This window comes from sulfur-oxidizing endosymbiont of Gigantopelta aegis (assembly GCF_016097415.1).
Taxonomy (GTDB): domain Bacteria; phylum Pseudomonadota; class Gammaproteobacteria; order GRL18; family GRL18; genus GRL18.
The window spans coordinates 3533701-3558232 of record NZ_JAEHGE010000001.1 but is presented as its reverse complement, the minus strand read 5'-3'; the positions used below and the strand labels follow the sequence as shown (position 1 = coordinate 3558232).

17 protein-coding genes and 4 pseudogenes are annotated in these 24532 nt (G+C 39.8%); 5 read left to right on the top strand and 16 right to left on the bottom strand.

Translation table 11 applies throughout. The annotated features are described in order from the left end of the window. Nucleotides 1-6: 6 nt before the first annotated feature. Complete coding sequence (locus JEU79_RS18235) at nt 7-2178, bottom strand: cation:dicarboxylate symporter family transporter (RefSeq protein ID WP_198265257.1); 2172 nt, start codon at nt 2176-2178, stop codon at nt 7-9. A gap of 205 nt (nt 2179-2383) precedes the next feature. Between JEU79_RS18235 and JEU79_RS18230 the strand changes: the two genes are divergently transcribed. Beyond that, a complete protein-coding gene (locus JEU79_RS18230; RefSeq protein WP_198265256.1) occupies nt 2384-3595 on the top strand; it encodes a D-alanyl-D-alanine carboxypeptidase/D-alanyl-D-alanine-endopeptidase in 1212 nt (403 codons plus the stop codon). Between the two features lie 29 nt (nt 3596-3624). Here JEU79_RS18230 and JEU79_RS18225 read toward each other — a convergent pair whose 3' ends face one another. Genes JEU79_RS18225 through JEU79_RS18215 form a run of 4 tightly spaced genes read right to left on the bottom strand, consistent with a single transcriptional unit; the run spans nt 3625 to nt 9358 of the window. Further along, a complete protein-coding gene (locus JEU79_RS18225) occupies nt 3625-4521 on the bottom strand; it encodes a serine hydrolase (RefSeq protein WP_198265255.1) in 897 nt (298 codons plus the stop codon). Between the two features lie 27 nt (nt 4522-4548). Next, a complete protein-coding gene (locus tag JEU79_RS27655; protein WP_281400959.1) occupies nt 4549-4680 on the bottom strand; it encodes a hypothetical protein in 132 nt (43 codons plus the stop codon). A gap of 5 nt (nt 4681-4685) precedes the next feature. Continuing rightward, entirely contained in the window at nt 4686-6743 is a 2058-nt protein-coding gene (locus JEU79_RS18220) for a cation:dicarboxylate symporter family transporter (protein WP_198265254.1), read from the bottom strand. 35 nt (nt 6744-6778) lie between these two features. After that, on the bottom strand, nt 6779-9358 hold the full coding sequence (locus tag JEU79_RS18215; RefSeq protein WP_198265253.1) for an AsmA family protein: 2580 nt from the start codon (nt 9356-9358) through the stop codon (nt 6779-6781). A 99-nt stretch (nt 9359-9457) separates the two neighbouring features. Here JEU79_RS18215 and JEU79_RS18210 point away from each other — a divergent pair, with 99 nt between their 5' ends. After that, nucleotides 9458-9901: a hypothetical protein gene (locus tag JEU79_RS18210; protein WP_198265252.1), complete on the top strand. Its 444-nt coding sequence runs from the start codon at nt 9458-9460 to the stop codon at nt 9899-9901. Here the strand turns inward: JEU79_RS18210 and JEU79_RS18205 are convergent. From JEU79_RS18205 to JEU79_RS18175, 7 genes and pseudogenes are all read right to left on the bottom strand, one after another. Continuing rightward, on the bottom strand, nt 9895-10434 hold the full coding sequence (locus JEU79_RS18205) for a TlpA family protein disulfide reductase (RefSeq protein ID WP_198265251.1): 540 nt from the start codon (nt 10432-10434) through the stop codon (nt 9895-9897). The genes JEU79_RS18210 and JEU79_RS18205 overlap by 7 nt on opposite strands. Then, nucleotides 10424-11635, bottom strand: a complete 1212-nt coding sequence (locus tag JEU79_RS18200) for a sialidase family protein (RefSeq protein WP_214660624.1) — start codon at nt 11633-11635, stop codon at nt 10424-10426. Before JEU79_RS18200 ends, JEU79_RS18205 begins: the two co-directional genes overlap by 11 nt. A 191-nt stretch (nt 11636-11826) precedes the next feature. Continuing rightward, nucleotides 11827-12525 (bottom strand): annotated as a pseudogene (locus JEU79_RS18195) (TonB-dependent receptor domain-containing protein); the annotation flags it as partial. Nucleotides 12526-12828: 303 nt separating this feature from the next. After that, nucleotides 12829-13989 (bottom strand): annotated as a pseudogene (locus JEU79_RS18190) (IS3 family transposase). A gap of 63 nt (nt 13990-14052) precedes the next feature. After that, nucleotides 14053-14751: a TonB-dependent receptor domain-containing protein gene (locus JEU79_RS18185; RefSeq protein WP_198265249.1), complete on the bottom strand. Its 699-nt coding sequence runs from the start codon at nt 14749-14751 to the stop codon at nt 14053-14055. Continuing rightward, nucleotides 14685-15631 (bottom strand): annotated as a pseudogene (locus JEU79_RS18180) (IS1595 family transposase). The gene JEU79_RS18185 and the pseudogene JEU79_RS18180 overlap by 67 nt, the downstream one beginning before the upstream one ends. Nucleotides 15632-15673: 42 nt before the next feature. After that, a complete protein-coding gene (locus tag JEU79_RS18175; RefSeq protein WP_198265248.1) occupies nt 15674-16540 on the bottom strand; it encodes a TonB-dependent receptor in 867 nt (288 codons plus the stop codon). 505 nt (nt 16541-17045) lie between these two features. Between JEU79_RS18175 and JEU79_RS18170 the strand changes: the two genes are divergently transcribed. From JEU79_RS18170 to JEU79_RS18160, 3 genes are all read left to right on the top strand, one after another. Continuing rightward, complete coding sequence (locus JEU79_RS18170; RefSeq protein WP_198265247.1) at nt 17046-19073, top strand: HAMP domain-containing methyl-accepting chemotaxis protein; 2028 nt, start codon at nt 17046-17048, stop codon at nt 19071-19073. Between the two features lie 151 nt (nt 19074-19224). Then, complete coding sequence (locus JEU79_RS18165; protein WP_198265246.1) at nt 19225-19830, top strand: TetR/AcrR family transcriptional regulator; 606 nt, start codon at nt 19225-19227, stop codon at nt 19828-19830. A 124-nt stretch (nt 19831-19954) separates the two neighbouring features. Further along, nucleotides 19955-20503: a carboxymuconolactone decarboxylase family protein gene (locus tag JEU79_RS18160; protein WP_198265245.1), complete on the top strand. Its 549-nt coding sequence runs from the start codon at nt 19955-19957 to the stop codon at nt 20501-20503. Nucleotides 20504-20853: 350 nt separating this feature from the next. On the opposite strand, the gene JEU79_RS18155 is transcribed toward JEU79_RS18160, so the two are convergent. From JEU79_RS18155 to JEU79_RS18140, 4 genes and pseudogenes are all read right to left on the bottom strand, one after another. Then, on the bottom strand, nt 20854-21723 hold the full coding sequence (locus JEU79_RS18155; RefSeq protein WP_198265244.1) for an MYG1 family protein: 870 nt from the start codon (nt 21721-21723) through the stop codon (nt 20854-20856). A gap of 68 nt (nt 21724-21791) precedes the next feature. Then, complete coding sequence (gene dbpA, locus JEU79_RS18150) at nt 21792-23174, bottom strand: ATP-dependent RNA helicase DbpA (RefSeq protein WP_198265243.1); 1383 nt, start codon at nt 23172-23174, stop codon at nt 21792-21794. 361 nt (nt 23175-23535) lie between these two features. Further along, nucleotides 23536-23730, bottom strand: a pseudogene (locus tag JEU79_RS18145) (transposase); the annotation flags it as partial. Between the two features lie 31 nt (nt 23731-23761). Then, nucleotides 23762-24421 carry a transporter substrate-binding domain-containing protein gene (locus tag JEU79_RS18140; protein WP_198265241.1) on the bottom strand — a complete coding sequence of 220 codons (660 nt, stop codon included), beginning with the start codon at nt 24419-24421 and terminating at the stop codon, nt 23762-23764. Nucleotides 24422-24532: the final 111 nt, after the last annotated feature.

Sequence of the window (24532 nt, the reverse complement as noted above, 5' to 3'; positions counted from 1 at the left end):
TCAAGCTTAAATATTCCAACCAAAAACATTTCGCACAACTGACCAGCGAGGTGCTTTCGGCTTGGGATCGATACCAAAGATCCAATATTGGTAGGCTTTCTCAAGGAAACCATTTTCACTTTTCAAGGTCAACCAGGTATTGATATAACGGGCATAGGCCAGTTGATCTTTAGGTAATTCAAAAGCAGCTGGGACTTTAAATTTCAGCCCCTTAGGCACCACTACCGTATATTCAGGATACAATAAACTCCAGGCTGAGCCCGCTTCAGTTGAATAGATAAAGGCATCAACGCCCTTATGCTTTCCTTTAAAAAACTCTCGAGCACTGCTCACTTCAACTTGCTCCGCATTAGGGAAATAGTGCTTAACCAGACGTGCATAATAAGAACTCTTGGGTACCGCAATGGTTAAATTTTCCATGGCATTAATATTTGCCATAGACGAGAAATCATCACGTAATTTATCTCGCACCACCATACCAGCCGTATGGTGCATATAAGGCTGGGTATAAGTCACTTGCAATGCCGTTAGTGGGGTAATCGCAGTACCGCCAATAGCGATATCAATACGACCATCTGCTAACATCTTAGCCTCTAAACCACGTTTTTTAATATGAGAATACTCTACCTTTAAATTCAGATCACCGGCTAATTCATGTATGATTTCCATGTCATAACCCACTAGTTCAGCCTTGTTATTACGAAAGGAGTAAGGCAAAGAATTCGAGAAATACCCCACTCTAATCGAACCACGTTCGAGTATCACATCCAAACGTGAACGCGTCTGTTGCTCGGCACTCAAAGGCTCTGGCTTAGTCACCTGCTTGATTTTCGCTTGTTGTGTGCCAATTAAGCGCATTGACTCAAAGTCACGACTGCCTGAATATTCATAGGGAATAAGATTCGTTAAGGCAAAGCCGGCCAAAATCATCACCCCTGCTGTCACGCCAAGGTGTAAACCGATGGCCTGAAATAGACGATGCCACTTTAAACGTCGCATAACGGCTGAAGCCACCAAAAGCGTCACCACAAAACCATGCAAAGCAGCCAAACCGGTAGCAAAACGGGCTGTCACAACACTGCCTAAGAGATAGAGTTGAAACTGATCGGCAGGCAAACCAAAAAAGTCCAACATGAAAGGAATTGCTACAGCCATGCTACCAAAGGCCGATAATGCGCCCATGGTGATATAAGATGGATACTGATCGATTGATAACGGCGAGCCAACATACCAAGATGAAAACAAGATAAATCCCAAGCCTAATAAAGTACCGGTACTGGGAAAACTATAGGCTGTTGGCACCAGCACATCGACGGTTGACATGGTTTCTTCACAGGCCATGCCTTCCTCTTCCAACATCGCTTTACAACGCTCGATGATCATCGGTAATACAACCAATACAGTCCCTGTTGCCAGTGCCGTAATCACCGCTTCACCCGAAACAGATAAAATTCGACGATAAGAAAAAGGCGTAGCCCAATGCAAAATTAAAGGTAATAAAACGAGGCCTAACAAAGCTGCGGCAATAAGATAAACCCACAAAAAGACTTGTAAACGACCCAACTCTTCCGGATCTAATGTACCTGCTGCTGCAGATGAAATAGCAAAAATCCCAAAAGGCGCCAATTTTGCCACAAATGAAGCCACACCCATCAGGGTATCCGCAACACTATTCGTCAGGGTAATAAAGGGTTCTTTATTTTTTACATTAATCAGTGACACCCCCATAAGTAAGGAGAACAACACCACCGCAGGAACAATCGTATTTGAAAGAGAGGAAAAAATATTGGAGGGAATATAGAGATCCACAAAATTAAAGGGTGGCACTTCAGTTACTAAACTACTACTAAAAAATCCTGATGTTTCCCAGTTAGGATAGGCCAAAGGGAGCAATATCAAGGTTAACATAACAGCCAACCAGATAATAAGAATGACCCGAATGGCTTTCATACCAATTCGACCCGCCATGTGACTGTCTAAACGCCCTAGGCCACCGATAATAGAAACCAAAATATAAGGCAGTACCGTCATTTGCAACAAACGAATGTATACCACACCCATGACTTCAAGGTTGCCCATGGGCTCACCAAAAATCAATCCCGCTGAAATACCTAAGATTAATGCAAGAATCACCCGTTTAAATGGGCTTAGGTTGCTAAAAAAACTCAATATTACCATTTATTATATCCTTGATTGCTCTGAGCAGAATTGATTTTGAGGCCATCATTTTATATTAATTAGTCTTTAAATCCTACTTAAAAAAAACATCCATATTCCGCCACGAGTTGACGTACAATAGTCACTCTATGCCCGTGGTACTTGGAAATGCAACATAGTTTCAGAGCGGGGATGCTACTAACGGTAAAAACAAGCAAACGACACCATGATCAAAAAACATATTTTCCTATTGCTTTTATTCTTTATTTTACCAATCAGTGCAATGGGCAGTGACTGGCAAACATCGCTCATTAAAGCACTCAAAGGTGGCTCAGCAGTCTTAAGTTCACCAGCGGGCGACATTCTTTTTTCCCATAATGCTGATCAGCCCATGGTACCCGCTTCGGTGCTAAAAATTGCCACGGCTGATGCCTTATTAAGCCATTTGGGGGAAGACTATCGCATCCGTACTCCCTTTTATCTCACTGCGGATAATTATTTAGCAATCAAAGGTGCAGGTGACCCAACACTGACATCAGAATCAATGGCCACCATAGCCAAACAGATAAAACAGCAATTAAGCAAAAAAAATATCACTGCACTCAATGGCTTCTGGTTGGATACTGGTGCTTTCAAAGCACAGATAAAAGTTCATGGACAGTCAGCATCAAGCAATCCATACGACTCCTCTGTTAGCGCTTTATTAGCTAATTTCAATACCATTTACATTGAAAAGTTGGCTCATGGAAAAATTCGTAGTGCCGAAGCACAAACGCCTCTCACTGCAACAGCCATTAAATTGGCAAGCCATCTTCCTAACGGCAAACACCGCATTAATATTGGCAACAATAATGCGCTAATCTTACGTTATTTTGCAGAATTATTGCAGATTTTTCTCCAACGCGAAGGCATTGATATGCCTGTGAAAATCATTCATAAGTCGGTGCCTGATGATGCCATCAAACTCTATGAACACCGATCGCAAGCTCTGGCTGACATCCTTCAGAATTTACTAAAATACTCCAATAATCTCATCGCCAATCAGTTAGTCATTATTTTAGGGGGAATCAAAAAAGGCCTTCCTGCTGATCTTGCCAAGGGAACACAGGTCATTAGTGAATTTCTTAATGAGAGCATTGGCCTACAGGGTTTTACCTTAGAAGAAGGCTCAGGCTTATCTCGAAAAAATCAATTTAGCGCCCATCAAATGCTGAAAATAGTACAGCACTTCCAACCCCACCAGCAGCTACTTCGGATTGATCAACAGCATTTTCAAGCCAAAACAGGGACTTTAAAAGGCATTTCCACTTATGCAGGCTATATGCTTGCTCCTAGCGGTGACAATTACCCCTTTGTTATTATGTTAAATAATGCCCGCTGGGGAAGCGACCGAAAGAAAGTGGCCAAATTATTGTATTACGCTACTAAAGCCAAATAAGTCTTTATACCCATGACACTGTTTGAAAATTACTTAACAATAATTCTATCACCGGTGATCAGTTCATGGATAGGCTTGGCTAGCGTCGTCAGCCAATGACCACCGGTTGATGAATCTGAGAGACCAATCAAAATATATTGATATTTTTTATATTCAACTAAAGCGCTGTCAGCATGAAAATTTTTCCAAGAGCCTGACTTTCGATAAATCTTTACTCCCGGAATAGCTTGTAAGCCTTTTACAAACTTATGATTTATCCCCGGCTTGCCCAAAATTTGTTTCATTCTCAGACTATTTTTTTTGTTCAATAATTGCTGTGTTTCCAATAAATAATAAAATCGTGCCACCTGAATAGCCGTTGCACCATGTGACAAGTTATACATGGGATCACGATGGAAGGCCGTACCTTTTGCATAAGCCTTACCCACCCAAAGCCCACCATTATGCTGCCGATCGTATAAAGCAAATTCAGGATCTTGAATGATTTCTAAGACTCGCTCACCTCCGACTAGAGATAATATGTAACTAGCCGATTGATTGCTGGAATAGCGGATCATTTTCGTTAGATGTTCATAAAGCTCAGCAGATTCTTTTAAATTGCCTCGCTCAATTTCAACAAAAGCAGCCAGCAAAATAGCCACTTTGGGTAAGCTGGCCGCATAAATCATTTGATTACCATTGAGCTCTGCCAGTTTTGGCTGCTTTAAATTACTGATATCAACCAGTACCAAGGCCAAATGTTTATTACGCACAACTTTCCAGAGACCTTGCTGCTTAATGATATTTTCCAGATTTTTTTGCAACACCGCATCATTAGCATCCCATAGACTCGGATAAATTTTATCTTCCGTAGCAAAAGCAGTCAAACTAAACACAAGCAAAAAAAACAATAGTAAAAAAAGCCAGGCAAATCTAATCATACGCATTGCTAACTCCTGAAATAATAAAATAACTCACCAGCCTAAAACATCATGCATAATAGACCATCGCGCGGCACTCTTCTCCGAGCCCTTACCTTCTACCCAATACTGATTGACTTCATGAATAAGACCGGAATATTTTTTTGCTGTAATCCATTGGGTCATAAAAATCAAAAATCTTTTTCGCCTTTAGCAATGGCGAAACTCATAGGAAATTTAAGTACTGATTTTTTGGGAATGATAATGGTATATTCAGGGTGTAACAAAGTGAGCGCAGAACCAATTTCTACCGTTTCTACCAATCCATCCACTTGCTCGTCAGTCATGGCAAAAAAATCATCATAGCTATTGATAGGAATAATATGCAATTGTGTATCCGGAATAAATGACTGCAAGGTACGACTCATACGTTGAATAAATACCGGCTCACCCAATAAGGCCAATTTAAGTGACGGCATTTTCCTGAGCACTTGTCTATCCCCCAAACGCTGACGTTTGTAATCTTTAACAACTAAACCCAATTGACCATCAATATAGGGATTAGTGAGCTCCGTATTCATTAAATTAAACGTTTCATAATAAACACCGGGAATAATATCCACTTCACCCTGATTCAATTGTGCCACATAGCTTTGCCAGGACACCGGGTAAAAGGCTAATTTAACCCCTAGCTCTTGGGCAAGATGATAAAATAATTCAACATCCATTCCAACTAAGTGTTGAGTATTATTATGATATGAAAAAGGTATACGCTTGGGATGATAGCCAACTCTTAATACTCCCCGTTGTTTAATACGTTGCAATAATTGATTATCTAAAGTTTCAGCCACATAGGGCTTATCAATCATTGCTCTTGATTTATCATAAACCACATTCTCTACTAAGGGTATTTTTTCCGGAAGATTCATCGACATAATCAAATGATCTTTATTATAGCTATAATCGACTGTTTGCTCTAAAAAAGCCTTGGTTAATAGCACCGAAAGCAATAAGGCAAGCGTCGTTAAAAATAAATTTTTGATTATTTTTTTTCGGCTAAAGATTAATTGACCACTTAGGCCAATAGTCACTATCAAACTAAAGGCAAACAAATTCATGACACTCACCATGGTGTCAAATTTGCCATTAATAATGGAGCTGGGAATATAGTAATTGAAGGTATCTTGCGGAATATGAAACAGATCCAATAAAAAGGGCAAGGCCACTTGTGCCTTGGCAAAGAGACTAAAAATCCCTGTGCTTAAGAATTCAGGGTATTGAGAAAGTTCTAATGGCGCACCGGACATCCATGCCGCAAAGGGCACAAAAATCAGCGCCAGCAAGCGTCCGGCATTGGGAAAATTAAATGTAACCGGAATGATCACATCAACAACATGATCGTTTTTTTCTGAATCCAATTGATATTTTTTAAAAATCGCTTTGGAGTTTTCTATCAGCATGGGTAAAATAATAAACACATTCTGGGCAATAAATCCCGTCAATAATGCCGAGCGTGAATGGCGTAAAATATCCTTATAAGAAAACGGTGTCAGTGTTGCGATTAATAAGGGCAGGATAACAAAGGTTAATAACATAGAGGCCACAATGTAAACAACAAAATACACCTCAAGATGGGTTAATTGCTCGAGTGTCATGGTGCCTGCTGATACGGCAACAATCGCAAATACCCCAATCGGTGTTAGCTGTACCATAAAGCTCATGACTTTTGCCAACACATCGGTGAAGACTTTAAAACTATCAACTAATAGGGCTTTATCTTTATGACCAATCAATGCCACGCCTACGGCAATACAAAATAATACCACTGCGGGGACAGTGCTATTGGCCATGGCATTAAAGGGGTTTTTGGGGATGTAAATTTCAATAGGATTAAACGGCATTCTATCTTGTATCACATTAGAGCTATAAAATGAGGCATCATCCCACATTGGAAAAGTCAAAGGCATGGCAAAAATAACAATGGCGGCAATGAGCCAGAAAAGCAGTAACAATAAACCACCCCGAATGGCCAGATTCTTTGCCAATTGACTATCCAGAGAACCAACGCCACTGATTAACGAGACGACAACATAGGGCAATACCGTCATTTGCATGAGCCGAATCCAAACTTCACCAACCCATTGAATGGCTAGCACATGTTCGCCAATAAATAGCCCTAAAACAATACCCAAGAACAGACTAATCAGTATTCGACTGGATAGGCTCAGGCTTAATATGCTATTAATCAAATTTTTTTCCACTTATTGGATTTCCGACCTTAATGCTATGGTTTTAATTCCACTTCTTCTGAAATTTTCCACATCTGCTGACAGGCTTTGATTCCATCTTCAGGTAAACCTTTAGAAAACAGACGCCGTACAGGAACATGAACAGGGCTGGTGGCAAATGATAGCACTGTTTTTGTCAAGCCCAAAGGATTAATGGACAGCCCAAATTTATCAAAACTGCCTTTTAAACCAATAGGGGTTGCCAGGCTAAAAAATTCAGCTTTCTTTGCATTCGGCACAATTCTCAAAGTAATACTGCGCTCATTAAAATCTGCTTCGGCAGTGCCAGTCATTCTCATTTTACTGGTATCAGCAAAAATAACTTTTTCTCTCATCTTACCTTCATGCAAAACAAAACGTCCGATAACACAATTTACTTTGGAGGCATTATCACTATCCGTTTTCTTGAGTACCGAAGCGATAACATTAATGGCCCAAAGCTCAAATAACTCTGCATTTAAAGCACGAGGCCGCCAGGCAAAATCGATATGCCCTTCGCTATTTTGTAATAAGGAATCAAGATCTATGCCTTGCTTTGCCGATAAATCCACATCAAGATCAATCAAGCCCGCCACATCACTTTGAGCATCAATGCGGCGAGCTAAGATACCATAGTCAAAGGCATTGATTCTGGCTTGCAAAGCAATATCAACACTTGCCTGCCCTGAGGGATGAAAAATAAAGTCAGCGCTGACATCACCACCGGGCAATATCAGCTCTGCTAGTTTTAAATGCAATCGAGCTTGCTGTAATTGCAATGAAGCTGTGCCACGGCCTAATGTGTCATCACCTGATAATACCTGCTCTACACCGACGTTAATTTGGGCATCAAAACGACTTAGGCTATCATAAGACAATAGTTTTCGGGGTAGGTCTTTGTTGAGTTCCGGATCTTTTTTAGTTGATGGCTGTTTTTTAGTTGACGACTGTTTTTTAGTTGACGACTGTTTTTTAGTTGACGACTGTTTTTTAGTTGACGACACTTTATTATTAGTCGGTGTCCATTCTCCAACATCAAAGTCATTAATCTGTATCTGTGGACTCGTTAAATTAACACTTAATGAAGGTGGTTTCTCTCTGGTATTAAATTGCATGTCACCTTGCAATTGACTTTCTTTGATATTCAGACGTAGGTTCTTTATAAAATAACCACCATGATTACGGCCAAAATTCCCCTGTAAACGATACGGGCCTATAGGCGGCAAGTCCATTTTAATCAGTGAGTTTAAATCACTCAATTGCTGACCACTGAAGTGCATAGTAAAATTCATATTGCTCACATTTACCGGCTGGGTCAGATATGTTGTCAGCATTAAATCAGTTTGTAGGGTGTTGATGCTTAATGTCAAAGGTAATTTAGCGTCTTTGCGGAAAAAACTAATCAATGGTGCTCCCTGAATTTTAATCGCCATTTTAATTTCCCTGGGCGACTTTTCAATAACACTGGATAAATTGATCTGTACTGCTTGATCCCCTTTTGCCGATACCGTCCCACGGGAAATTTTAATCGGCAGTTTAGAGCCGGTATTTTTATCCTCCAGATACCACCAAGCATTTTTTAATTGCATTGCAATATCCGCGTCTTGAATGATCTCAGTCAGATTATCTCCCTGCAATTGCACCTGCATACTTAATTGCTCAGTACCGGCTTCTAAACCATCGATAATACCAAGCCAGCTCAGGGTGGCGCCTAAATCTGTTTTAGCTATTTCAAGTGACGCTTGCAAAGCCCTATGAGTCGCCTTATTTGGGCGCTCAATGAGAGCACCGGATAGTTGAATATCCGTACCAGCAAGATTCATTTGCACCTTTAAAGGCCATTCCTGTTTACGATCACGCAATAAATTTAGACTGCCTCCGGTTAATTTAACTGAAAAAGGCTTATCAATTAAGCGGCCATTAAAACTGATATTCAGATCCCGTGACGATAAAATCTCACCATGAAGTTGTTCCAGATTAAAATGAATATGCTTATTTAAGGCCTGATCAATAAAGTAGACATTAATATCCTGAAAAACGATTTTCTCTATGGCTTCAAGGTGAAAAACTCCCTGTTTTTTATCCTCTTTGCTTTGCTCTTCTGACATCTCTGTTTTTTCAGCAGCACTCGCTAAAGATTCAAAATCCCAGTTTTGCACACCTTGAGCAGTGCTTTCAAAATTCATGGTGATTTTTTCTGCCACGATTTCCGCAATGTGTATTTCTCTACGCAATAAAGGCAGTAAGCCTAATTGCAGACGTAAACGCCCAAAACGTAACATTTCTTTGCCTGATTGCCAATTGCCTTCCTCAGGATTAGCAATCACAACTTCTTGAATTTCCAGGGTTGGCCATAACGTTGGACTCAAAAAGACATCGCCCTGCATAGTAAATTCACGATCCAGTAGTTTTTCGATGGCGATTTCTATGGGTTTGTTTAAATAAGTCAATTTGACTTTAATTTCCAATACAATAAGCAGGGTTGCTGATAACACCAGCAATAGAAAAAAAGCCGCAATACTTTTAGCTAGAAAAAAGAGAGTGCGTTTCATAAATACCTTATTAAGACCAATACGTGCAAGAGAAATAGTTGTCATGATTTATTGAGATAGATTTTGGACAATAGAAAAATTATAATGATTCGAGTATAGTGAACTATATTAGACCCATTCTTCAATTTTAACACGGTATTTATTATGCAAAACCTTTTACACAATAAAAACTTATTCCGCTTAATGATGATCACTATTAGCCTCTTCCTGAGCATTGCTTCAAGCCATGCCCAAACTCAGGATAAAGCTCAGAACAGCGCAAACATATTAACTCAGGATGAATTGGCTCAATGTCTACAAAGAAGTAGTGAGTTAGCACAGCGCTCTGTGCAATTAAAAAAGCAGGCAACCGAACTGCAAGCACTCGTTGATAAAATTGAACAGATGGAGCTTAAGCGGGAAGATATTCCAGTTGATTTTCATTCTCAGCAATCAGTCAATGACTACAATCAACTCAATAGTGATATTGAAGAATTTGAGCAGCAATATCAAAATAAAGCACAGACTTTCAATCAGCAGGTAAAGCAATACAAAAAGGATGCTGAACAACTAAAAAATGAATGTGATAATAAGAAATATTATCAGTAAGAGCGACTAAAAAACGCGTTTATTGCAGTCAGACTTAAAGTACCACTGACAGCCTGACGTGTATGTTGTTGAGAAAAGAAATAACTTCTGGGTAGCTCGCCATACCAATGTGGATCAATTGCATAGCGCAATTGATGCGCGAGCGCATTTGAAAACAACCACGATTCCAAATGCAATACGTCATTGCCCTCCAAGACCTGTCTTACCGCCTGTGCGTTAGAATCTGTGGAAATCAAAATAATCTTATGCTTGGGATACTTTTTTTTATAGGCACTGATATGCGCTAGCTCCTCATGACAAGGCGGGCAATCAATTGACCATAGCACCATTAAAAATGGCTGACCTTTGTTAGTCTGAAGAATTTCTTGATAACTGTCTTTGGTAAATTCCCGTAGTGATTCACTGCTAACTAAACTATTCCCCATGGCGAATGATGCATTCATCATAAAAATACCCAGCATGAAAAACAAAAACTTTTTATAATATATGTTTTTATAAGGCATGTTTTTATAAGGCATGTTTTTATAAAGCATAGAGCTTAAACCCCTGTTCCTTAGTCTGCCACTGCAAATAAACTGTGCCTTGATCATGAATTAAAAAGGGATAGTCTGAACCGGATTGAGTCTGAGCTATAATTTTGCTTTGTTGCCAGCTATCGCCCTGATCATTTGAGACTTGCAACCAAATAGATTCATTTTCACCATCATACTCCCGCCAGACCAGCCAAACCTTATTAGCAATACTTAGCACATCAGGATGAGACGCTCCCTTATCATAATTGCCGATACTGATAGGCTCTTTAGGTGAAGATTGAGCCGTCTTATTGGGATCGCTCATACGAGAATAAAAAAGCCCATGACGCTGTGGCGCATTATTGAACCAAACTAAATGATAATTTGATACTATGCCATTCGTCTCTATAGAAATTGCTGGGCCATGATGTGGACAGGCATCAAGCTGCCAATTATCATGACTCACTTGAACTACCTTACCAGCTTTATCCTGGCTCAAGAATTTCACCAAGGCATGGTCACGAGTATTTTTACCATAAATATTGCGCCACATAACGACTGGCAGTTGATCTTTATCTATCGCCATAACGACACGACAACACTCACAAGAATGGGACATGATGCTTTGATTCTTACTAAAACTTTTCCCACCATCCTTTGAATAGCTATAGTAAAGTGCCGCACCATTATATTTTTTTCCCTGTTGCTTGGCTTTTAGACGTTCTCGCTTGTCTAACCAGGCCATAAAAATAACCCCCTGATCGTTGACCGCCAATGCTTCAAAACGATGCCCGGTCATATCAAGATTGTCATTAATGGTAATGGGTTTAGAAAAGTTCTGTCCCTGATCATTTGACACACTGAAACGAATATTGCCGGTATAGCGTTTTTTCAATGGTGTAGTCCAGGAAACATAAATGTGGCCTTGTTTATCTACAACAATTTTAGGGCGATTTTCACCCCGTGCTGATATTTTTTCAGGGACTTGATTAACCAGCATTGCTGGCTTAAAGGTTTGCCCCTTATCATCTGAGGTACTGACATAGACATGACCACCATAGGACCAGGCCACCCACAAAATACCGTTGCTATCAAATTGTGAACTCGGTGCCGGTGCGCAACGTAAACTGGCAGGCTCTTGTGGATCTGAACACATAGTTTTTTCACCGGCAGAACTTTTCATATCCGAATGAGCGGCTTCTGCTTGAGTAACAAGAGCCAAGAAAAAAATCATGTTTATTAATGTATAAGTTAATATTTTATTATTCATTTTTAAAACCATTTTTTAATCTATGAATACAAAACTGTAGGGTGGACACGCTTTTTGTGCCCACGCTGACTCTAGACCTTAGACTCACACATTCAGCGTGGGCAGATAAAGCCGTGCCCACCCTACAAATTGTGCGAATAAATCTAAAACTTATAATTCATGCCTGCATACACTGTTCTCTCCATGCCCGGTGCAAATTCTGACCCACGATAGCGATTAAAACTTGCTGCTGTGGCATAGCGTTCATCAGTGACGTTCATCAAACGTGCATAGAGTTCAAGATTTTTGTGGTTATCCATTTTAACAAAATGATTGACTCGTAAATTAAATAAATCATGACCATCATATTTATGCGTATTGGCATCATCCATCCAATAGGATCCCATATAGCTCCACTCCAACTCAACACGACCACCATTGAGTAAAGAAGGACGATAGTTAAGCGTGGTATTAGCCAGATTTTTGGGTGCTGATTTAATTTCATTACCACTAAAATCAGTGCCCTTCTCGGTCCATTTTTCATAAGTTTGCTTACTATAGGAATAACTCACGCCCAAATTCCATTCAGAGTTAAACTGATAAGCACCACCTAATTCAATGCCCTTATGCAAGGTTTCACCGGCATTCGTTGTATAGCGTTCACCGGTAATTTGATCTTCATAAGTGACTAGGTCATTGGTTTTATCCATATAATAAATAGACGTTTCATAAGTCAATTGCTTGCCTAAGCGACCTCTAAAACCAATTTCATAACTATCCACTTCAACGGGGTCGAGATCCAAAGATGCGGTATTACTACCCGGTCTAAAAATTTGTCCTTCAGACGGTACACGGAAGGCATTGCGATAACTGACTGATGTGTCAACACTTTTCCGGACAGTTTTCTAAATATTTTTTTGGCTGTTTCAAGTGATTTTTGTCATTTTGTATTTCCTATCATTTTAGTTTCTCATGTTAACTTTAAACAGATGAAGAGAAAGGGCTTTGCCCTCTGGAACGATAGAGCCGTTCCATTCACCCAAGGTATTTTCACAACGGTAATGATCCTGTTACAATATCTTCACGGCACAGGCTGAGGAGCCGATGGCCGTCAACGGTAATGGGCGGCATTTATGTCGCCTTTTACCCCTCTTCAATCAATCGATTTAAGCTATTTCCTGCTGTATTTCATAATCGACTGGTGACAAATAATCATTAGCCGAATGAAGTCGCTCCCGATTATAAAATACCTCAATATATTCAAATATTGCCTGCTTTGCTTCTACTCTGGTTTTGAATCGACAATGGTGCGTCAATTCAGTTTTCAAACTATGAAAGAAGCTCTCTGATACAGCATTGTCCCAGCAATTTCCTTTGCGGCTCATAGACTGAATTATGTTATGATCCGACAATATTTTTCTATGACTATCAGAGGCATATTGGCTACCTCGGTCAGTATGCCAAAGCAATCCATCCATTGGTTTACGCTTCCATATGGCCATCAGTAAAGCATCATTGACTAGCTTGGCTTTCATTCGCTCATCCATCGACCAGCCAACAATTTGCCTAGAGAATAAGTCAATGACAACCGCTAAATATAACCAGCCTTCCTTGGTGGCAATATAGGTAATATCACCCACATAGTAGCGATCAGGTTGAGAGACAGTAAACTCTCTTTCCAGTAAATTTGGAGATATACGCTTATTATGCTTGGAATTAGTCGTCGCTTTAAAGCGTCTCTTCGTTTTACAAAACAAACCGGCTTTTTTCATTAATCGACCAATTCTCCGGCGGCTTATATGAACGCCTTTTTCAGCCAGTTTTCTTTTAAGACGACGGGTTCCATAAGTCTTGCGACTGTCTTCAAACAGTTTTTTAGCTGCTCAGTAAGCGCTTCATTTTCTTTCTCTCTATCCGTTTTAGGAGAGCTAACCCAATCATAATAGCAACTACGGGAAACATCCATAAAACGGCACAGAATCGTTACCGGGTAATCTTTAGCCTGATCAGTTATCCATGCGTACTTCACAAAGTTTCCCTTGCAAAGTACGCTGTGGCCTTTTTAATAAATCACGCTCCTGAATCACTTTTGCCAATTCTTTTTTCAGACGTTTTACTTCATCATAAATGTGTTCATCACTTCTATTGGCTACCGTCTTCACCGGTTTGGAATATTTACTGATCCAGGTATGTAGAGTATTTACATTAACACCTAGCTCCCTGGCAGTCTGAGAAACGGGTTGATCCGTCTCATTAGCTAATTTGACAGCTGATTCTTTAAATTCTGATGTATAGCTTTTATTCGGTTTTTTTTTTTGATCATTCATTTTAGGTCACACTTTTTATCTTTTAGTTATTTTAAGTTGTGTGTCCGGTTAAGTATAGCCACATTAGACAAAACCATTGAGCAACTCACTGAATTGATAGGTCGCACCTAATTTAGGACTCCAATGTGAAAAGCTGACCCTATCATCATCAGGGCGGTTAATAGTCATTGGACGAAACATGCTCGCAGGACGGTACTTAAACTGACCACTGCTCATTTTATTATCATAATCATATTCTACCGAATCATATCGTAAACCAGCCGTTAGCCTAAGTTTTTCACTGGGTGAGGTTTCTACATGCATATAAGGTGCTATGCCAGTATAGGTCACATCATAATTATAAATTCTATCTCTCACAGTATAGGAGTCATAGATGCCATCAGCATTCTTTTTTGAGTCAATATAATTTTCTTTACGACTGCCCGGACTATAATCATAATCCGTACCGACAATAAAACGGGTATTATAAGGTGCTAAATCCACTCGATATTTTAATAAAAAACCAAAGGACTGATTTTCTGTTTGCTTGATACTGGGATCATAGGTAAAAGACCAGTTAGGCATATATTCCATTTCATTGTCACGAAAATACGGTGTGATGGATAGGAGTGAATTGCCTATTTCCTGCTCATAGGCCGATGATAAGCGTAAAGCAGTCACTTCACGATAGGAAATACCATAATAGTTTTTCTTGATTACCCATAAAGCTCCGCCATTTTTAGGAGCTTTCCATTCATAGGTGGCGTTTTCATCGCCACGCATAAAAACCTTGGCATCATGTCTTTTAAGTTAAAGCGTCTATTAAACCGATAACAAAATTCAGCAAGATACCGAGGTAAATGTTTTGAGTTAATGGAATGATAGCTTCCCTTCATAGAGTTTTTAATATTACCTATCATAGTGTTAACCCAGATAAACTCAATTTTATCAACACTTGCCGCACCACCACCCGTGACGATTGGAACATGCTTACAGTCAGCTTCTTTAACCGCAGGAAAACAATTTAACCCATCTGAGTAAACAGTACTTCCAGGTGTTAAATGAGTTTGTGCCCATCGTTTTATTTCACTGGATTTAAACCCTTTAAGCACATTTAAATTCATTGCAATCGGGTGTCCATCTTCATTAGTAGAAACGGCTGCAACGAACGGTGTTTTATTTTCTGAACCACGACCTCTGGAGCCGCCTCTGTGCTCACCACCCCAGTAGGCATCATCAATTTGAATGATGCCTGATAAAGGTTTACTGTCATCACGTTCTTTCATAACCTGCATGATCTTTTGTTTCATACTCCAGGCTGTATTGTAGCTTACCTTAAGCTGTCTCTTTAATTCTAATGCTGAAACCGCTGTCTTCAATTGAGTCATAAGATGAATCGCTAAAACCACTTAGATAAAGGCAGTTTGGTACTATCAAATATTGTCCCACAGGTTGCTGATGTCTGATGATGACAATGGTGGCACTGATAAAGATGGCGATGTTCTAGAGTGCAATAAGTCTTATTGCCACACTCTGGGCAAACAAATCCATCAGGAAATTTCCATTTAAATAAGGCTTGTCGGCACTGTTTGTCAGTGCCATAATCATTAAAAAGCTCAAATAAACTATAACCTTCTTGAAACTGAATTTTATTTTTTGACATCATTCTACTCCACACATAATCTATACTTTAATTATAGTATAATTATAGTATAATTATAGTATAATTATCGAAATATGGCGGAGCTTTGTGGGTAATCAAGTAGTTTTTTGTCGGGTCACTCTTATAATCATCTTCTGAAAGACGAGATGAACCTGCCGTTTGCTGATCAATATCCGAACCACTAAACACTGTTTCCAGACTCGCTCCATTATCCAGGATAGTGTCCCAGCGTGCCGTACCGGCAACCCGATCATAATCGGTATTGTCACGCCAACCATCGGTATGCGTGATATTCAAATCACCCCGCACGCCATCATCACCCCAGGTATTACCACCACTTAAGAGGATTCGACCCCAGCCATTCTCACCCCCTTCTAGTCCTAATTCGGCCTCTGGATCCATTGGCGCGCGGCGGGTGTTCACATTAATCACCGCACCAATAGCATCACTACCATACAATGCGGTGCCTGGTCCCTTGGTCACTTCAACCGATTCAGCCTGAGGGATATTGGTTTCATAGAGTGCGTTATGATTAAAAAATCCAGTAGAACGGGTAGGTATACCATTTTCTAGATAGAGATAAACCGCCTTGGTCGTAATAGGCTGGCGAATCGACATCATGTGTCCTTCACCACCGGTCACATTCACATGCACACCGGGTATACGATTAAGCAATTCTGACGGATGTGCCGGTTTAACTTCGTCAATTTCCTGTTCATCCAGCACATTGCTGGTTTCAGCCGTTTCGCTGCGCAAAGTTTCTTCACGTGTACCCGTTACCGTAATTTCAGTGAGGCTATTCTTAGAAAACGTATTGTCCGCAATGTTTTTATCCGCATAAGCTGATGAAAAGCTATTGCAAGCACATAAAACTAAAAAGTAAATCGATGTGTGTTTTGTTGTAAGCATTACAAATCCCAAAAAAGTGTTATACAAATTATATTTATTGTGGGATCTATGAAGCAAATGCCATGCCAAACAATATGTTATTGTTTTTTATCTATTTATTTTATTTTATTTGGTTCTTCTCCGCTTTGATGAGTGTAAATTCACATTCAAAACCCTGTTAAGCATTGATACATAAAAACTTTTCTTATCAAGAAGGCTTTTTATAGTTTTACCTATACACATAACCTTGCTTATGTTGCTCAGCCAAATAAAGATGAGCTCTATAGGCTGAAATGGATAAGTTGTTCACTCATCAAAGCGGAGAAGAGCCTTTTATTTTATTTTAATGGGTTATTTAACGACTAAATCGTGTGATATGACTCAACGACTCAATTTCAATCAAAGCTTATATAAACATGGCTTTTGCAGATTTTTAAAAAATATAACCTATAATTAATGAAAAAAACAAGCCTGCCGTTATATTCAATAGGCTTTAATTAAAAAAATAATTACAGATGGTTATATTATGCTAAAAATTTTTTCTAATTTATCAATAAAATACAAACTAATGTTCGGTTTTGGTGGCGCAATCCTGATGCTGGTCATTGTTTCCGTTATTACTTTACTGGCTTTTAGCCGCACTGAAGATAAAATTTCAGTAATGGTCAATGACATTCAACCTGCAGTAGCTGCATCGACAGCCTTAAACAGCAGCCTTCACAATGCGACACAAAGCATGGGTTTTTATCTGCTCAGTAAAGAAAAAATTCATGGTGAAGCCTACCAGAAACACCTTAACCAAGTTGATAAAGAATTTAAACATTTACATGACTTACACTTGATAAGCAATACGCCTGAATACAAAAAAGCGGTTGATGAGGTCAAAATTAATCTGGAGAAATTCGAAGCCTATAAAGATGAAATTATTGCAATCACGGAAAATCCAGACAAAAATATCCCGGCATTAAAATTAGCCAATGATTCAGTTAATCCTATGGCGCGCAAAGTCTTAGAGCTCCTAGCGCAAATGATTGACTCAGAAAACGAAGAAGAAGACGAGTATGGCAATAGAAAGGATATGAAAAAAACCTTGTATGATATGCGTTATTCCTTTATCCGAGTGGTTTCTGATTTACGTGCTTTTGTAGCCTTCAAAGCCGCATCAAATAAAGAAAATTCACGACTTTATTTAAAACAAATTGATTCAGGCTTAGAGAAATTAAATGGACTTGAAGATGTCTTAACCTTTGAGCAGGAAGAGGCTATCGTTGAACTTACCCCCTTAATCAAAAATTATCATACCCAATTAGAAAAACTCTATGTTATTCATGAAAGTGAAAAATCCTATCAGGATCGTTACTTAATTCGTGCCGAGATTGCCCCTTTGGTAGCAAAAATTGACAAGCAATTGGGTGACCTGCAAACAAAACTCAACCGTAAAACATCGGACACTGGTGACAAATTACTGCAAAATGCAGCAGAAATTAATACCTTTATCATGATTATTACCCTAGTTGGAGTCGTTTTTGTTTCACTGGTCGCTGTGTTTATTTTAATTTCCATCAATAGACCCCTACGTAATGTCACTGATGCACTGAAAGATATTGCTGAAGGCGAAGGCGATCTCACTCAGCAGTTAGCTGTTTCCGGCAAGGATGAAATTTCTTGTATGAGCGAAAGCTTTAATCTCTTTGTACATAAAATTCACTCCGCTATTACTGACGTGAGTGAAGCTGTCACCAGTTTAGTCAATGAAACCTCACAAATGGCTCATATCATGGACAGCAATAGCAAGGGCGTTGAAAAACAACGCATTGAGACCGACAAAGTTGGCCACGCAATGACTGCGATGCTCAATACTTCTAAAGAAATGGAAGGCAAAACTCAATCGGCTTCTGATTCTGCGCAACAAGCTGACACCTCTGCTAAACAAGGACAAGAAATTGTTGGTCAAACCATTCATTCTATCGAACATTTAGCTCAGGGTGTTGAACGCGCAACTGGCGTGATCAATAAATTGGGTCAGGATGTTGAAAGTATCAGTTCGGTCGCAGAAGTGATTAAGAGCATTGCTGAACAAACGAACTTATTGGCTCTGAATGCCGCAATTGAAGCCGCCAGAACCGGTGAGCAAGGCCGGGGCTTTGCCGTCGTTGCTGATGAAGTGCGGATGTTGGCAAGTAAGACACAGGAATCAACTCAGGAAATTCAAGCAACAATTGAGAAATTGCAAAATGCCTCAACTCTAGCGGTTGAAGCCATGCAAGACAGTCAGCAACAGGCCGTTAAAACCGTTGGTCATGCCAAAGAAGCCAACGACACCTTAGGCTCTATTGTTGATGCCGTCGTCACCATTAAAGAAATGAATTTATACATCGCCGATGCCTCAATGAACCAAAGTAAAACCAGTAGTGAGATTAATGATAATATGGATAACATCATAGATATTTCAGAAAACACCGCTAAAGGTACTCAGGATGTTTCTAATGCCTTGAAGAGTCTCAATGAGATTGCGGATAAATTGAATACGCTGGTAGGGGCATTCAAAATTTAGTCGCGCGGCGATTACCTTTCAGAAAGAACAAAAGCTGTTTAGAATTTCTCATAAAAAATTTGACAAATCTTTAGAATTATCTATACTAAAGCTAAATACAGACTGACCGGTCTGTTTTATTTTCTGAAAATATAATTGTAATGGACATAAAATGGCGTTATCTGAAAAAGCATTAGCCACACGGCAACGCATTTTAACCGCCGCCACAGAGCTATTTTATCTTCAGGGTTATAATGCTACGGGTCTTGATAAAGTGATTACAACTGCCGGCATCACTAAAGGTAATTTTTATTACCATTTTAAAAGTAAAGAGGAATTAGCCGTTGCCACTTTGGACTGGCAATTTGAGCTGGTTAGCAAAGAATTTAAAGAACAGGTGCTAATGCATAGCAATAAGGCAATAGATAAATTATTTAAGTTACTTAAATTTATGTCTAATCGCCAAAAGAAACAATTTGCAGAAGGCTTTGTTTGTGGTTGTTATTTTGGTAACTTTACTTTAGAACTCAGCACCATGAGTCAGAGTATCCGCGATAAGGTCAAATTTATTTTTAACCAGTATCTCAGCCTAATTAAATCAATAATACAAGAGGCTATAAACGAAGGTGACATTGATCCACAAGAAGATGCAGAGCAATTGAGCCATATTATTCTCGGTCAAGTAGAAGGTGCAATTCTACTTGACAAGGCCAACCAGCAGCCTGACAATTTTGATAAAAGCATTCATTTTATCAAGCGCTACCTAGGCCACACTTAGGCCTGGCACTTGTTAATACCCGTCTGAATTATCGGGTGAAAACAACTATAGCTTACTCAGACAAGCTATTTTTTTAGCTCAAACAACAGACTGACCGGTCTGTATATTATAAAAGGAAATTATTATGAATCACTCAGTTTTAATTACTCCAACCGTATCCAGTGAAGATAAATCTCGTGTTGATGCAATATTTAATAGTGTACAGGAGCATATGGGATTTATTCCTGATGGCCTACGTTTGTATAGTATCAGTCCACCATTATTAGAGGCCTTTATGGGCAATGTTGGTTATTTTATGGCTCATGAACATCTTAGCCAAACCTTACTTGCCATGATCCGCTATCTGGTGTCATCCAAAGCAAATTGTCATTTTTGCATTGATTTTAATGCGGCAATTTTGATGAACCAAGGGATCACATCGGAACAACTGAGAAGTGCCAGAGCCAATACAGATGATGCTCCCATTAATGATGCTGAAAAAGTGCTATTAAAACTGGCTTTATCAGCAATTAGCTGCCCTGAAGGTATCAGTGCCGATGATATTCAACAAGCCAAAAATCAGGGCTTTAGTGAGCGGGATATTTTTGATGTGGTGGCAATCGCTTCCAGCAACAATGCATTTACATATGTGTTGCGTACTTTTAAAGTGGAGCAACAGGGAGCTTTTGCCTAAACGGGTAACAGCTCAGACATCCATTATCCTAGAAACCTCAGTTGAATCTACTGCGAGCGATCAAAGTGCTGGAGGTTCACTGAGGTTTCTAGGATTATGCGAACCAATGCATGAATTGAATTTCAAATAATGGGCGTCAGCATTGATTATTCATTTAAATGATTAGATGGGATAGATCAAATAAGCCAATTTATCTTTACATTGGTAGGATGTGGTGAGTATAACGAAGCGCATCAAAGACGTAAATTTAAAGCCATTGATGCGGTTCGTTCCTCACCACATCCTACATCTGAGGTGTAAACAAGGTTTGATCTGTGCCGATTAGATTTTTGTTTTTGATAGTGCATTGATTATTCTTTCAGTGCGATCGCTGCCATTTTCATAGTGCTTGCAAAAGATTCTGCACCCGCAATAAATAAACCATTATGACAAAACATAGCATCATCAATTCCAGTCACTTCTTTAAAGTCTTTATCAGATAAGCCTGCCCATGCTTTAGGCAGCGACTTTCGGTCTTCGAATGAACCAGGTTCAACCGGTACTGTTTGAATTCTCCATTGGCCGGTCTGAGATGGGTAAATCATATATAAAGCCTCTTCAGACAAAGCGTGAACCGTTCTTTTCCACGGGGTATATTTTTCTAATACGATCACCCTTGGATCGTCGGCATTATCAATCGCTTTAGCCACAATTTCTTTTGCACTAATACCGCCGCTAGCCGAGGCAATGAAGCGGCTTAAAACACGCACTGCAAAATCGACCGCTTCATCAAAACATTCATCAAAGTGGCTATCTTCTTGCCAAGTCGGGTTAAACATTGAAATGGTTTGACTAAGGCTAATACCTTTAACAACCCCTTCAACATGACCGCAATCGATGGCATCAATTGTGGATACCAGACCAGCATCCACAGCATTGGCTACGTCTTGCTTTCCCTGGCATATTTCTAAGCCATATTTCTGCCAAATCAGACCAAACGAGGAATAAGGAATACCATTTTCTCGCTCACCTGCCCCACCCCGTTGATGATGATCAAAACGGTCTGCATCCGGGTCATATTCACCGCCAACATCAAGCACAATATCGGCCTTGGCAATAAGTTCTAAGTCACGGGTGCGAATAAGCTCAAAAGAAGGGAATATGCGCTTAAGTGCAGCAATACTGAAAACATCATCGGCATGAAAATTACCGTTGTGAGTTACTATCGTTTTATCATTCATCTGTTTTGTGTCATGTTATAAAGGGCTAATAAGGTGTCGCTAATGAGTGTTTTGAAAATATATATGGCTCAGATAATTCTCGCGCGAAAATTACGTCCTTTTAACTGACCTTCCGTTATTTTTCTCAATGCATACTGAGCGACTTCTCGATTGACTGCGACATAGGCTTTATTAGGAAACAACTGAATTTTACCCACTTGCTTACCAGTAATGCCATCCTGTCCTGTTAATGCACCCAATATATCACCGGGTCTTAACTTCTGCTTTTTGCCGCCATCAATTTGTAGCGTGGCCATTTGCGGCTGATATGTCGGCTTATCCAATAGGTTAATCGGTGGTAGTTTTTCGGCATCAATGCGTTGCTCCAGAAAATCTTCCAATTTAGCCAATTTAAAGCTTTCTTTTTCGGTAATAATGGTCAAAGCCAGCCCTTTATTGCCCGCCCGTCCAGTGCGTCCAATACGATGTACGTGGACTTCCAGATCGCGTGCGATTTGGTAATTAATCACCGCATCCAATGACTCAATATCCAGGCCCCTAGCCGCAACATCCGTTGCCACCAAAACTGAAATGCTTTTATTAACAAAGCGTACTAGCGTCTGGTCACGATCACGCTGTTCTAAATCACCATGCAAGGCCATGACGCTAAAACCATAGCGACTGAGTTCATCGGCAACTTCCTGTGTTTCAATTTTTGTATTGCAAAATACCACTGCGGATTCAGGCTGATATTGCTGTAACAACAAGCGCAGTACCGTGAGTCGATGAGCATTATCATTGGCTTTGAATAAATGCTGTTGGATTGTGGAATTGTCATGGCTGGATTCAACCTGTACCATAACCGGTTGTTTCATAATGCGCTTGGCAACCGATTTAATTTGTTCGGCAAAGGTGGCACTGAACATCAGGGTTTGACGCTCAGGGCTAATTCTTTCAATAATATTATCTAGCGCTGCTTGAAAGCCCATTTCCAGCATGCGATCGGCTTCATCCAATACCAGTAAGTTAACATTGGATAGGTCTAGGTTTCCTTTGCCGAGGTGATCTTCAATACGCCCAGGCGTACCGACAATAATATGCGCACCGTGCTCCAAAGATCCCACTTGTGGACCAAAGGCTGAACCGCCGCATAAGGTCAAGACTTTAATATTATGAATACCGCGTCCTAAGCGACGAATTTCCTTAGCCACTTGATCCGCCAGCTCGCGAGTAGGACAAAGTACCAGAGACTGGATACGAAAACGCTTCACATTGAGCTTTTCCAGCAAACCCAGACCAAAGGCTGCTGTTTTTCCTGATCCCGTCTGCCCCTGAGCAATCACATCCTGGCCTTTTAAAATAGGCGGCAGACTCTGCTGCTGTATTGGCGTCATCTGTTGATAGCCCAAAGTACTCAGGTTTTTTAGCAATTCCGGCTGTAATTTAAGTGATGAAAAGTCAGTCTGGCTCACGGCTTTATCCTATTATTTTATATCGGGGCAAGGATAACACCGAATTGATTTTTTGAACATTAAAAAATCAGTCTTTCTATGATTGAATTCACAGATAGTTCTGCTCATAATTTGTACAATCTCTGTGTATATCAACCAATGTATCCCACCAAAAGATAATAATTATCATTATTTTCACCATAAAGTGGAACCTTTTACTCAATTTAATCGTTAAAGACTGTATATGAATATTTCTTCCTTGCTAAAAAGCAAAAAACAACGATTTGAGGCGCACATTCGCCCTCATCTAAGACCCTTGTACCGTCGCGCCTATCGGCTTACGCTCTGTGAGGACAATGCCGAAGAATTGTGATGTACATCATTCATCACTTCTATTGGCTACCGTCTTCACCGGTTTGGAATATTTACTGATCCAGGTATGTAGAGTATTTACATTAACACCTAGCTCCCTGGCAGTCTGAGAAACGGGTTGATCCGTCTCATTAGCTAATTTGACAGCTGATTCTTTAAATTCTGATGTATAGCTTTTATTCGGTTTTTTTGTTTGATCATTCATTTTAGGTCACACTTTTTATCTTTTAGTTGTTTTAAGTTGTGTGTCCGGTTAAGTATAGCCACATTATAGTCTGTTTTTGTTTTTCTGAAATTGATGCAATCGCTTTATCAAACACACTGAGTAATAAGGGCTCATCATTGCGAGTCGCTACACTTAAATCCCATTTTTGATCAAACTTACCAATAATTTTCAGTTCGCCCACAAAATTACGCTGAAATTCATAGCCCACAGAGACCAGAGAATCAACAAAGCCATAAATTTCTCCCTGATTAACCATTTCTAATCCCTGATGTAATGAATCTGCTTCGACAATCTCCATTTGCGGATATTGCTGACGCAATATTTCACCAATAGCATAAGCTCTAACAACGCCAAGCTTTTTGTCTTTAATCGCATCAAGATTGGCAATAAAAAATTGATCGGTGCGACTCGCAACGACAACGGGAATAGATAAATAAGGAAGGGTAAAATCCATATATTTTTTACGGCCTTCTGTGATCATAGCCATAGAAATAATATCGCAACGACGCTCTTTGGCAAACTGAATAGTCTCAGCCCATGAATTACTGGGGAGCAATACGATAGGAATACCAATTTCTTTTTCCATGATAGCAATATATGCTGATGACATACCAATATGCTTGCCCTGGTCAATTTTTTCCAGTGGCATCCAATCCGGATCGATACACATTTTGATGTGTTTTTTTGTTGCAGGTAATTTTTTTCTTCAGCGGTCAAATTGATTTTTGCATGGGATAACGCACTAAAGAAGAGGCTAAAAAGAATAAATACAGTCAATGAA